Consider the following 12,556-nt stretch of genomic DNA (forward strand, 5'->3'; position numbering starts at 1 on the left):
AGCCAAGCGTACCGCCTTCGGACTGCCGAGCCCGCCGACTTCGTGTTGAGCTGTCGCAACAACCGCCGCAAGAATGCCTTGACGCGACGGTGCAACGCCCGCACCTTGGCTACCCTCTCCCAGCAACGGCTCCTCTACGTCGAGCGAGCCGGCCCGGCCTCGAGCGGAGGCCGAGCTTATCACAGACAGTATAGCGAATAGATGAGCCTATCAGACGCCCAGTCTCCGGCTGACGTGCAGGGCTTGCTCGCCCTGGACCCCGAGGACAAGGCCAACCTGCGCGTCCTGCTGGTGGATGATGATCGCAATCTGAGAGACGGTTGCGAGAGCATACTGGTCACCGACGGCTACACGGTCACCACCTGCGGTCGCGGTGAGGACGGCCTCGACATGGTCCGCCGCAAGAAGTGGGACATCGTCCTGGTGGACCTCTACATGTCCCAGGTGTCCGGAATGGACATTCTCGATGCGGCGATGGAGACGCACCCGGCCACGATCGTGATCGTGATGACCGGCAATCCGAGCGTGGAGACGAGCATCGAAGCGCTCCGGTTGGGTGCCTGGGACTACCTGCCCAAGCCCTTCTCGGCGGCGCACCTACAGATCCTGATAGGGCGAGCTGCCCACGCCGTCCTGGTGGCAAAGGAGAGCGAGACGGAGGAGCCGCCCGACGATCAACACGCAGTGTCCTCGGGCAACGCCGACCTACCCATCATTGGCTCCTCGCCGGTGTTTCAGCAGATGATGGACCTGGCGCGGCGCGTGGCGCCGACGGACGCGTCTGTGTTCATCGTGGGAGAGAGCGGCGCCGGTAAGGAGCTGGTCGCCCAGTACATTCACCACCACAGCCGGCGGCGCAGCCGGGAGCTCGTTTCCCTCAACTGCGCGGCGCTTCCCGAGGGGCTGCTGGAGTCGGAGATGTTCGGGCATATCAAGGGCTCGTTCACTGGCGCCGTCAAGGACAAGCCCGGCCTGATCGAGGCGGCCAACGGAGGCACGCTGTTCCTGGATGAGCTCACCGAGATGTCCATGCCGACGCAGGCCAAGCTGCTGCGCGTCATTCAGGACGGGGTGGTGCGCCGGGTGGGCAGCAACACCACCGACGCGGTGGTCAACGTGCGCTTCCTCGCTGCTACGAATCGCGATCCCATCGAGGCAGTGGACAGCGGCGCGCTGCGACGAGACCTCTACTACAGGCTGCGCGTGGTGCCGCTGGAGGTGCCGCCGTTGCGCGACCGGCACGAGGACATCCCGGTGCTCGCGCGACACTTTCTGGGGCACTACTGGAAGCGCCACCGCGACGGCAGATCGGCCGTGCCCACGTTGAACGACGAGGCGATCCGGGCGCTGCAGGGGCGCAGCTGGCCCGGCAACGTGCGCGAGCTGCAGAACGTAATGGAGCACTCCGTCATCCTTCTGGACGCCGGCACCGACGTGGGTCCGGAGGATCTCCCGTTCGCGGAGTCGTCGGGAGCTGACGGGCGCGCCCAGCGCAAACGCTACGGGCCCGAGATAGTCTCCGAACCGTACCACGACGCCCGCGAGCGCGTGCTGGCGGAGTTCGAGCAGGAGTACCTGGTCTGGCTCGTGAACCAGGCCGGCGGAAACATGTCCAAGGCGGCGCGCATCGCCGGCGTGGACCGGACGACGCTGTATCGCCTGATGGAGAAGCACGGGTTGCAGCGAGACACGATCATCAAGACGGCAGACAACGCCGAGACCAGATGAGCGATCGGGGTGGCGTCGGGGATGAAGCCGTGTCCGACGCCGAACGGGCTGGGCCCCCGGTAGGGGAACCGGCTATCGCAGCAGCGGCCCAGCGCGTGGTGATGCGCTGGCGTAGCGAACTCGGCGACGTCGAGGACGCGGACGAGTTGCGCCATGAGGTCGCGCTCGTGGCCGCCGCCGTGGCCGACCCCAGCGCCGAAATGCCCGCCGCATCGGCGCTGCGCAAGCGCGCCCTGGATCTGCTCCGGGGCGAGCTTCTCGGGGGCGCGGACCCCGCCGGGGTCGACGCCGCCGCGACGCTCGATCTGATGCGCCGCTGTGAGCGCTTGCGGGAGGCGTGGGACGCGGAGTGGAGCGCGCACTTCTCGTCCCGCCTGAGCGAACCCGACGGGCTCGACCTGGCCGTCGATATCGCCCACGACCTGCGCTCTCCGCTGGCGTCCGTGCTGTTCCTGGCCGAGGTCCTGTGGCAGGAGCACAGCGGCGAGGTCAACGCAACGCAGAAGCGCCAGCTGGGCATCATCTACAGCGCCGCGCTGCGCTTGATCTCCATGGCAAGCGACATCATCGAGCTCGCGCGCGGCGGCAATCTCATCGAGCCCGAGCCGGTTCCGTTTTCGCTGGGCGAGCTGCTGTCGTCGCTGCACGACATCGTCCGCCCGATGGCCGAGGAGAAGGGGCTCACGGTGCGGATGTCGGCGCCCGAAGGGGACCTGCGGTCCGGGCAGCCCGCGGCGCTTCGGCGGGTGCTGCTGAACCTCGCCTCGAACTCGCTGAAGTTCACCGAGGAGGGCTACGTAGAGGTGGTCGCCGCCGAGGCCGACGACGGGCTGGTACGGTTCAGCGTCCGCGACACCGGTCCCGGGATCCCGGACGAGGTCCAGCGCAGGCTCTTTCAGCCGTTCCGGAGGGTGCGCGGGCGCCGCGGCTACACGTTTTCGGGCGCCGGTCTCGGTCTTGCCGCGTCCCGCAAGCTGGTGGAGGCGATGGGCGGCGAGCTGGACGTGGAGTCGCGCCCAGAGTGGGGCACGCGGTTCCGCTTTGCGGTGGTGCTCCCCGCCGTGGACAGTCCGGTACCGGTGGGCGCCGGCGGGGTCCAAGATGTGACGCGCGGGGACGCTTGATCGTCTAGCGCGTGCGCGCATGCAACACGGGGCGGCTTGCGTCCGAGTGGAGGCGACCGGCTCGGTGGCGCACGATTGGGCTGCACCGGATCGGGCCAGAGGTGTGGAACGGGAGCCACAGGCGCCGTCTCCGTGCGTCGCCGAAGCGGGCCGTGAGAGTTTCGGCCTAACCGTTCCAAGCCGGTATCTGGCAAGGAGATGGCACGATTGATTGGCGACCGGGGCGAAGTCGCCACCGTCGCGCACGACGATTGCAAGGCAAGTCAGGTTCGAGTGCAGTACGACCCCTGAGTCGAATACGGATGCGTCTTTCAGACAGCGTGGACCTCCCCAAAGCGGGCACCGGCCAATACGCCCGCGCCCGCGCCGAGAGTCTCGGTGGCTTCTTGGCCGTCGAGAACGGCGGCGGCATGGAAGGAGCGCCGGCCGCGACCGCCAGCGCCGGCCGCAGGGCCCCGGGCGCCGATCGCACCGTGCGCGCCCTCAACCTCGTCGTGGCGTGGTCCCTACTGATCCTGGGCCTGCCGGTCATGGCGCTCGTGGCGCTGCTCGTAAGGCTCACGTCGCCGGGTCCGATGCTCTATTCACAGCTCCGGGTCGGGCTGGACCGTCGTATCCCCGGAGACCATCGCTTCGCCGATCGGCGCCGCGTCGATTACGGGGGCCGCCTCTTCCGCATCTACAAGTTCCGGACGATGGTCCACACGCCGGGCAACGTAGCCGAGGCGTGGGCCGCGCCGGACGATCCGCGAATCACGCCCATCGGGCGCGTCCTCCGGCAGTTCCGCCTGGACGAGCTGCCGCAGTTGATCAACGTCCTCCAGGGCGAGATGAGCATCGTGGGGCCGCGCCCCGAGCAGCCCGCGATCTTCCAGAAGCTGCGCCGCACGCTGGGCGAATACCCGCGCCGCCAGCGAGTCCCGCCGGGCATCACCGGTCTCGCGCAGATCAGCCAGCACTACGATCGGTCGCTGGAGGACGTGCGCCGCAAGCTCGAGTACGACCTGGAGTACATCGGACGCCGGTCGCTCGGGGAGGACTTCCGTATCATGGTGCGCACGTTCCCCGTGGTACTGCTGCGACTCGGAGCGTGGTAAGGGACGAACGCGGGTGGACCTAAGCGTCCTGATCGCCACCGCGCACAGGCCGGGCCTCCTGGAACGCACACTGGACAGCGTTGCGGAGGCTCGTCTTCCATCCGGGCTGCGGCGCGTGGTGGTGGTCGAGAACGGGGATTCGCGGAGCGCCCCCGAGGTATGCGCCAGGTTCGCCGACAGGCTCCCCATCGAGTGTCATCACCTGGCGCAACGCGGCAAGGGCGCCGCCACCCAGTTCGGGCTCGAGTCGATAGCGACCGGCCTGGTCGTGTTCTTCGACGACGACGTGCGCATAGGAACGAACGTGCTCACGTCCTACGTGGAAGCAGCCGCGGAGCACGGCCCGGACTTCTTTTACGGAGGCCCGGTGTCGATCGACTACGAGGAAGCACCTCCCCCGTGGTTGCTCGAATTCCTGCCGTACTCGGCCCGGGGGTGGGACTGGAGCGTCTCCGACTGGCGCTGGTTCCTGGGCTTCAACTGGGCGGCGTTCGCGGAGCCGGCGCTGCGCCTGGGTGGGGCGCCGGCGGACCTGGGCCCCGGTGCCCGCGGACGCTCCAACGACAGCCCGACGGGCATGGAGACGGCCATGCAGCGGCGCATGGTAACGGCCGGCATGGGCCTCCAATACGTGCCGGATGCGCGCGTTTGGCATTGGGTGCCCAAGGAGCGGTGCTCCCCGGCGTGGACAGTACGGCGTGCGCACCGCAACGGCATTTCGGAGGGCCTGCACGCGAGTCCTAATCTGATCCGCTGGTTCGGGGTGCCGCGGTGGGCCGTGCGCGCGCTGGCGGAGACCGGGCTGGCACGCCTTGCCGCCCTGCTTCGGCGCGGCGAGCCGGTGGATCGCTTCATGCCCCGCTGGAAAATGGCCAGGGTATTGGGTTACTTGAGAGGCGCCTGGCGAAGCCGCCAGGGCTCCGGTTCGACCAGGTAGAACCACACGCCGATCAGGGCTTGGCGGGCTCCGGCTGCTTCAGCTCCACGCGGTGCTCCATGTTGACGACACCGAAAAAGCCGGGATCAACCGGGATCTGGAAAAGCACGTTCGGGCCGAACGCGAGATGGCGCCGTTCGGCCACATCGAACACGGAGCTCTCGATCGAGTAGAGGCCCCCGCCCAGATTGACTTTCAGCTCCAGGTCGACGGTGAACGGGCCCTCCCGCGGCATGGCGATGTCCTCGGCCTCCAGGTTGAAGGCGAACATCGTCTGTGCCTTCTGAACGGACCGCACGCGGAAGCTGACGGTCTGCGTCGGCGACGCGGGCGGCCGCACCTCCCCCTCGAGCTTCACCCGGATCGTCTGACCCGACGTGAGCATGGGCTCGTCCTCCATCGTGAGCCGGCGCAGCTGAACCGGGAGACGCTCGCCTCCCGAGCCCGCGACCTCGCTCGAACCCGCGATATACTGGGCTACGCACTCACCGGGGGGGCCCCGAAACGCGACCTCGCCGGCGTCGAGCAGGATCGCCTTCGTGCACAGCGCGGCGATCCGGTCCAACTGGTGGGACACGATCACGACCGGGATGTTCTGGCCCGCGATCTCGCCGATGCGGTCGAACGCCTTGCGCTGGAATCGCAGATCGCCCACCGCCAGGATCTCGTCGATGATCAGCACGTCGGGGGCGAGGTGCGCGGCGATGGCGAACCCCAGGCGGGCGTTCATGCCGCTGGAGTAGCGCTTGACGGGGGTGTCGATGAAGTCCGCCAGTTCGCTGAAGTCGACGATCCGGTCGAACTGCGCGGTGATTTCCTCCTGCGTCATCCCCATGATCGAGCCCTGCAGGAACAGGTTCTCGCGACCCGTCAGGTCGGGGTGGAAGCCGGCCGCGATCTCGATCATCGAGCCCACCCGCCCGCTCACGCCACAGCTTCCGCGGGTCGGCCGCAGGATCCGCGTGAGCAGCTTGAGGATGGTGGATTTGCCCGCCCCGTTGGGGCCGATGATGCCCAGGGCCTCGCCGGGATCGACCGTGAAGGAGACGTCCCGAACAGCCCAGAATTCGGTCCCCTCGAGTTCGTCCGCGCCGGCGCGCCTGCGACCCAGCAACCGCCCCGCGATCGAGGGCACGAGATCCCGCAGGCTGTCATGCAACTCTCCCCGGCGGAACTTCTTCCAGACACGGTCGAAGTGTACGCTGTCCTGCGTCATATCAGTTCATATCCTTGGTACCGGCCTGGGTACTGGCCTCCACAGCCGACTTACCGGCCGCACGCTTGATGAGCCGCAAGACCTGACGTCGAGCGGCACCTACCCAGCCCCTGGCGAGCCAGTCGACTCCTCTGCGACGGCTTTGTGCGATCAGACTGGGCCGCACGAGCGAACGAGTCCCCATGCAGTAGACGGGCTTGCCCGACCGCTGGGCTATCTCGCTCGCCTGACTGGGATTGCTCTCCACGAAAAACAACGCGCCGGTCGTGCAATACACGTCTGACTTGAAGGCCCCGTACGCGCCCGCGGCCCGACGCGACTCCGCGTCCGGATAGTCCATCATGAGCAGTTCGCTGTACCGAATCCCGTTCTTCTCCAGCCACGCCTCGGTAGCCGGCCGGTACTTTTCCAGGCGGCAGGTAACCAGCCAGCCGACCTGCACGTTGGGCGTGTGCAGTGCGGGTGCGTTGGCTATGAAATCGAGATAGGCGGAACCGTCGTCGTTCTGCTGCGGCGTCGGATCGGGGCACAAGACGCCGTCGATGTCGACGCAGCTATAGGACATCAACCAGTCGGCGTGCAGGAGATTCCATTCGAAAGCTCGGGGGGCGGCTACGACCTCGCAGTAGTGGTCGACCTCGTCCAGTGTTCCCAGGTCCGCGAAAACCACCCCGTAGCGGATCCGGTGCGGCAGAGCGGCCGCACCGACGCGCTCTCTCACCTCCCGAAGCGACGCACCGGAGCGGATCGAATCGTCGACGATGAGCACCGAGCGAGGCTCGTCCAGATAACGCTCGACGGCGTCCACGCCGTACTTGCCGCGGAAGCGCCGGCCTCCATCGTAGACGCGCCCCGCCAGGAATCCATCGAGGTCGGCCATCGGAAGGTTCCGGTGCAGCGCCAGCAGCGTGGCCGCCAGCAGGCCGGAACGCGGCACCCCCACGATCAGGTCGATGTCGGCGGGGAGCGTCAGCGCCCACTCCACGATGCGCGCGTTCATGTCGTCGAAGCTCCGGTAGTTCACGCGGCCTCCACGGTCGCGGTCGGATCCCGGCGGGTGGGCTCCCAGATGGCCGATTGCTCTCCGCCCAGCGCCTTCAAAGCGGCGTGGACGGCGGCGAGGTTTCCGAGCGCGGCCCACGCCGGCAACGCGAAGGGCCGGGGTACCCGGCCGTCGCGCAGCCACGCGAGCGCGGTGATCAGGCCGAGCCCGATGGCGCCGGCCACGGCCAAGCGCGCCCACGTCTGGGTGACGGCGAGCAAGGCGGTCGCCGCCAGCGCGGCCAGGGCCGCCCAGGGGACCACCCAGCGAGCCACCTTGTGGCTCCACAACATCCAGGCGAAGACCCCATAACGGGCCGGGTTCAGCAGCGCGCTGTTGTACGCGAGCGTGCGCATTCCACGCACCATCGTTCGGACCTTGCGCCGGTACTCCCGGCGCAGCGACGCGGCTCGCGGCACCTGACACGTGGCGGTATCCACGGACACGGCACGATACCCGTGCTCCCGCGCGCGCAACGCCGCCGCGAAGTCCCGGCTGAGGCCGGCCGGCAGCGCGAGCCGGTGCAGGGAAGCTCGGATCAGGTAGCAGCTGCCGGAGGCGCCCACGATTCCGTGCACGCGCGTCTCCAGCGCGCGCACCGCCATCTCGTATCCCACGTAGCCCCGCTCCCCCTCGTTACCCGCGTGCTCGTCCCCGCTGACGCTAACGTCCCTGCCGGAAGCCACTCCGACGCTGGGATCTCGGAACGCACCTACCAGCGCCTTCAGCGAAGCGGGGTGCGGGCGAACGGATGCGTCCGTGTTCAGGACGAGATCGGTGTCGATTTCCCTCAGAGCCGCCCCCTCGGCGGCGGTCTTGCCCACGCGGTCGGGGAGCGCGATGAGGTCCACGCCACGCGCGGCGTATGAGCGCACGATGCGATCCGTGCCGTCCGTGGAGCCGTCGGAAACGATCAGCACGCGCCTCAGCTCGGTGGGGTAGTCGAGCGCCAGCAGGCTGTCGAGCGCCCCCGCCATCTGGGCCTCCTCGTTGTACGCCGTGAGGGTCACGGTCACCGACGGCCACTCCGACTCGCCTCCGTCCTCGGCCGCCGGCCTTCGCAACGCCGCCGCCACGCGGAGCAGCACGGGATAGCCCACGAAGGCGTAGCCGCCTATCGCGATGGCGACGACCAGGAGGGCGTACGCCACGGTCATCGAGGTTGCTCCGATTGGAGGCGGGCGGCGCCGCCCAGTGCGACTCGGTACACGTCCTCGTAGCTCTCCACCCAGTCCGTGGCGACGCCGCGCGGGCGCCGCGCGGCTTCCGCGCGCCGCCTGGCCGCGGCGGGATCCCGGTGTATCTGCGCGATCGAGGCGGCCAGTCCGGCGGCGTCCTCCGAATCCGCGAACAGCGCCCCCTCGGCGCCGACCGCGTCGGGCACGCCCCCCACCCGGGTCGCGACCAGCGGGACCCCGGCCTCCACCGCTTCCAGCAGGGTCACGGGGGTGCCCTCGCGGCGCGAGCTCAGCACGACGACGTCGAACCCGCACATGAGCCTGGCCGCATTGGCCAGCTCGCCCGCAAAGCGGGTCCGCCCGTCGAGGCCCAGCGCGGCGGCGCGATCCTCCATGGACCTACGCAGCGGGCCATCGCCCACTATCGACGCGCGCCAGGACAAGTCCGCGGGCAGCCGCGCCAGAGCCTCGAGGAACACGTCGGGGCCCTTCTCCGGGCTGAGTCTGCCGACCCAGCCGATGTGAAAATCGGTGGGGGACGCACCGAGCGCCCGGCGCGCTTCTGCGGCCGACGCGGGGGGGGTGGGCAGCGGCGCGCCGTTGACCACGGTGCTGACCCCCGTCACGCCGGCGGCCAGCAGCGCCTCGGCCAGGTCGGCCGAGACCGCAACGACGGCGTCGCAGCGTCGCAGGGCCCTGCGCTGCAGCCATTCATACGCGCGGTTGCGCGGACCACCGCCGGTGAACCCGTGCACGGTGCTGACCCTCGCCGCGCCTACGCCCGCGGCGAGCGGGCCCGCGAGCACGTCGGAGCGGTAGCCGTGGGTGTGCAGGATCTGCGCTCCGAACCCGCGCGCGAGCGTACGAACCGCGTGCCGCTCGGCGCCGTACGCCCGTGGCGGCAGCCTGAGCGGCACCAGGTCGACACCCCGGTGCTCGGCCGCGGTGATCGCCGCGGGCACGTCCGCGCCGACGTCCAGCACGGTCGCGAGCGTCACCCGATGACCCCGCCCGGCCAGCCCCGCCGTGAGGGCAGCGACGACCCGCTCCAGGCCCCCGAAGGGGGCCGGGGCGCACACGTGCAGAATGTTCAGCGCGTCCGTCATTCGGGCTTGCCGGCTCGGTCGTTGTGGCATCGACGCAACGCTCAACCCACGCTCCGCCGCGCGCGCGCGGCACGCACGTCCGGCGCGCGCGCGCAAGGCGAGCCGCCACGTGGCGGCAGGCCGCACGGTTGCGGGGTGAGAGCGCCGTCGCTTCTTTCGGGCGACACGCGGTCCGAGTTGCAAGTCTTTGGCCGCGATCCTGCGGACAGCAAGGGGACGGTCGCGCCGCCCGAGGGCGGCACTCCAGAGGCGAAACGCATGGGCCACACCAAGTCGCACCTCCCCGCCGTCGAGCGCCTGCGCGGTGGCGCCTGGATTGGCGGCGCGGTCGTGGTGGTCGCCGCGCTCGCCGTGCGGCTGGTGGGCCTCGACCACACGCCGCACATGGACGAGCTCTACCACTTCATGGCCGGTGGCTCGCTCCTGGAGGACGGCTCCCTGCGGCTCTCGCCCGACGGCGGGGAGTACACCCGTGCGCGACTCTTCACCTGGCTGGTTGCCGGCTCCATGCGGGTCTTCGGCGAAGGACTCGCCCAGGCCCGGCTCCCCTCGGTGCTCGCCGGCGCGCTGCTGGCGGGCGCCGTGTTTGTCGCGGTGCGTAGTTACGCGGACCCGCTCGCCGCCTGGATCGCGGCCGCGCTCGTGGCTCTGGCCCCCACCGACCTCTATCTGTCTCAGAGCGCCCGCTTCTACACCGTGCATGCGCTGATGGTGTGGACCGCGGCGGTGGCCGTGTTCGCTCTGGCTTCGCGGCCGGAGCGTTGGGACCGGCGCGCGGCGGCGTACGCGGTCGGCGCGGTTACGGCGCTGGCCGTCGCCTACCACCTCCAGATCAGCACCGCGCTGGCGGCGGCGGCCATCGGCCTGGCGGCGCTCCCGGTCGCGATCTACACGCTGCGCGCGAAGCTGCCCACCGCGCCCCGCTGGACGTGGGCGCTCGCCGCCCTGGTGGTCGTTGCGTTGGCCTCGTGGGTCTGGCTCGGCGGCCTCGGCGAGCGCTTCGCGCGCGCGTACAGCGCGCCCAGCGCGGTGGTGGTGGGACGCGACCCGAGCCCCCGCTTCTACTACGACTACTTCGCGCGTCTCTACGGCGGCGCCTGGTCGCTGCTGCCGCTGCTCGCGGCGCTGGCCTTGATCCGCCGCCCGCGCTTCGCGGCGTACCTGGCGGTCATGGCGGGCGCGGCCCTTCTGGCCGTCTCCTTCTCGGCCTGGCGCCACGAACGCTACGTCTACTTCGCCTTGCCCGCGGCGTACGCCCTCGCGGCCATCGGCGCGTCGACCCTGATCGGGTGGACCCACGGCGCCCTGGCTGCGCTCCTCGAGCGAGGAAAGGCGACGCGCGAGCGGCGTTCGTTGGCGCTCGGCCTGACGGTCGTGGCGGTGCTCGGCTGGGCCGCGTTTGCCGCCCCTAGCGTGGACGCCGTCTCCTACACCTACCGCATGCTCACCGTCGACGACGGCGAGTGGTGGCTCGGTGGGCACTACCGGGGCGAGGCGGACTGGGAGCTGGCCGCCGACAGTGGTCTGGCCGAGGAGGCGGAGAGGGCCGCGGTGATCGTCGCAACGAGCCCGCACAAGGCGACATACGCGCTCGGCGGATTGGATTTCGTGTTGCTCGGACGCGCCGTCGACCGGCGAGGTGGCCTCGCCGCCGAGCCCACGCGCGACCGACAGTGGAATCGCCCCGAGGTGGCCTCCGCCGCCGCCGTGCAGGCGATCATGGCGTGCAACCCCAGCGGGATGATCGTCGCGGAACGCCGCGAGTGGCGCCGCCCGGAGGGGGTGTCGGATGCGGCGGCGGATCTCATCGAGGCGACGGCCCGCAGCATCGCGCTGTCGCCGGCGACGAGGATGGTGGCATACGCGTGGGATGCTCCGGCGCGCGGCGCGACGCCGCCCGCTGGCTGGGCGTGCACGGCGGACGGCGGTATCGCCCGCCGCTAGGGTTCCGCGGCTCACCGCTCGCCCCTGCCGGCAGCGCACCGTTCCAGGATGGTGCGCACGCGGGCTGCGATGGCCGGCCAGCGGAATCCCTCCGCGACCGCGCGCACGCGCTCCGGGTCGAACTGCCCCGGGTGGTCGGCGTAGATCCCGAGCGCGGCCGCGATCGTAGTGGGCTCGGAGTCCCTGATGAGCAGCCCGTTCTCGCCATCGACGACCGCGTCAATGGACCCGCCCGTGCGGCTGCAGATCACCGGCGTACCCGCGGCGGACGCCTCCATGTAGACGATCCCGAAGCCCTCCACGTCGGTGTCGCTGGCGCGTGAGGCCAGGACGAAGAGGTCCGCGTCGGCATAGAGTTCCTTGAGGCGCTCGCGGCCCACGAATCCCTCGAATCTGGTGCGTCCGGCCACCCCGAGCTCTTCGGCGAGGTTCTCAACCCGGCTGCGGTCCTTGCCATCGCCCACGACCGTGTAGCGCACATCGAGATCCGACGGCAGCAGGGCGAGCGCGCGCAGGACCCCGTCTACGTTCTTGCGTGGCGTGCCACGGTCCAGTCGCGTCACGGTCAGCAGCCGAAGCGGCCCAGGTCGCCGCTCCGGTCGCTCCTGGAAGAAGTCCTCGGCAACCCCCGGATGCACAACGCTGGTGTGACCCTCGTTGCCCGGATAGAGACGCGCCAGGATGGCCGCCGTGTTGGCGCTGTTGGCCAGTATGCCCGCGGCATCGGCCAACCCCTTGCGCAGGTCACGCACGCGCAGCCGCTCGCGCAATGCTGGGACGATCCGCCACACCACCGTGGACGTCTCAATGTGCCGGACCCAGGGCCGCGACCGGTGCACCCAGGGGCGCAGCAGGTCGTTGCCGTTCACGTAGATCGCCAGGGGAGCAGACAGGTGCGACGCGGCCGCGGCGTAGCCGGCGTTGCAGGCGAACCAGACATCGCAGCGGTGATCGGCCAGCACGGCCAGGTCGGCACTCAGCTCACGCGTGAGGACCCGCCGCAGGGGGATGCCCTGCCAGCGCTCGTCGTCGCCGGGGGCGTCGTGGCGGGTAAACACGACCACGTCGTCCCGCGGAGCCAATCCGGCCGCCAGCTGCCGGCCGAACTCGGCCATGCCGCCGAACTCCTTGAATTCGGGCGCGATGAGCCCGATGCGCATAGCCGACATCGCCGTGGGCATGGC

Annotated in this window: 10 protein-coding genes; 5 read left to right on the forward strand and 5 right to left on the reverse strand. The window is 70.0% G+C overall.

Features of this window, described 5'->3' with window-relative positions:
• Positions 1–201: 201 nt before the first annotated feature.
• From ABFS34_05870 to ABFS34_05885, 4 genes are all read left to right on the forward strand, one after another.
• Entirely contained in the window at positions 202–1,728 is a 1,527-nt protein-coding gene (locus ABFS34_05870) for a sigma-54 dependent transcriptional regulator (GenBank protein MEN8374960.1), read from the forward strand.
• On the forward strand, positions 1,725–2,852 hold the full coding sequence (locus ABFS34_05875) for a HAMP domain-containing sensor histidine kinase (GenBank protein ID MEN8374961.1): 1,128 nt from the start codon (positions 1,725–1,727) through the stop codon (positions 2,850–2,852). The genes ABFS34_05870 and ABFS34_05875 overlap by 4 nt, the downstream gene beginning before the upstream one ends.
• A 302-nt stretch (positions 2,853–3,154) precedes the next feature.
• Positions 3,155–3,949 carry a sugar transferase gene (locus tag ABFS34_05880; protein ID MEN8374962.1) on the forward strand — a complete coding sequence of 265 codons (795 nt, stop codon included), beginning with the start codon at positions 3,155–3,157 and terminating at the stop codon, positions 3,947–3,949.
• A 13-nt stretch (positions 3,950–3,962) separates the two neighbouring features.
• A complete protein-coding gene (locus ABFS34_05885) occupies positions 3,963–4,886 on the forward strand; it encodes a glycosyltransferase (GenBank protein ID MEN8374963.1) in 924 nt (307 codons plus the stop codon).
• Positions 4,887–4,899: 13 nt separating this feature from the next.
• Here the strand turns inward: ABFS34_05885 and ABFS34_05890 are convergent, their stop codons facing one another.
• From ABFS34_05890 to ABFS34_05905, 4 genes are read right to left on the reverse strand one after another with little or no spacing between them, the layout of a single operon-like run.
• Positions 4,900–6,102, reverse strand: a complete 1,203-nt coding sequence (locus ABFS34_05890) for a polysaccharide ABC transporter ATP-binding protein (protein ID MEN8374964.1) — start codon at positions 6,100–6,102, stop codon at positions 4,900–4,902.
• A 1-nt stretch (position 6,103) separates the two neighbouring features.
• On the reverse strand, positions 6,104–7,126 hold the full coding sequence (locus ABFS34_05895; protein MEN8374965.1) for an orotate phosphoribosyltransferase: 1,023 nt from the start codon (positions 7,124–7,126) through the stop codon (positions 6,104–6,106).
• Complete coding sequence (locus ABFS34_05900; GenBank protein ID MEN8374966.1) at positions 7,123–8,301, reverse strand: glycosyltransferase; 1,179 nt, start codon at positions 8,299–8,301, stop codon at positions 7,123–7,125. Before ABFS34_05900 ends, ABFS34_05895 begins: the two co-directional genes overlap by 4 nt.
• Positions 8,298–9,428 (reverse strand): glycosyltransferase, encoded by a 1,131-nt coding sequence (locus ABFS34_05905; protein MEN8374967.1) that lies wholly within the window; start codon positions 9,426–9,428, stop codon positions 8,298–8,300. The genes ABFS34_05900 and ABFS34_05905 overlap by 4 nt, the downstream gene beginning before the upstream one ends.
• 258 nt (positions 9,429–9,686) lie before the next feature.
• Here ABFS34_05905 and ABFS34_05910 point away from each other — a divergent pair, with 258 nt between their 5' ends.
• Positions 9,687–11,372, forward strand: coding sequence for a glycosyltransferase family 39 protein (locus ABFS34_05910; GenBank protein ID MEN8374968.1), 1,686 nt, complete (start codon positions 9,687–9,689; stop codon positions 11,370–11,372).
• A gap of 11 nt (positions 11,373–11,383) precedes the next feature.
• Here the strand turns inward: ABFS34_05910 and ABFS34_05915 are convergent, their stop codons facing one another.
• The gene (locus tag ABFS34_05915; GenBank protein MEN8374969.1) at positions 11,384–12,553 is read right to left on the reverse strand and encodes a glycosyltransferase family 4 protein; all 1,170 of its coding nucleotides are present in this window, start codon (positions 12,551–12,553) and stop codon (positions 11,384–11,386) included.
• Between the last annotated feature and the right edge of the window lie 3 nt (positions 12,554–12,556).

Source organism: Gemmatimonadota bacterium (assembly GCA_039715185.1).
Taxonomy (GTDB): Bacteria; Gemmatimonadota; Gemmatimonadetes; order Longimicrobiales; family RSA9; genus DATHRK01.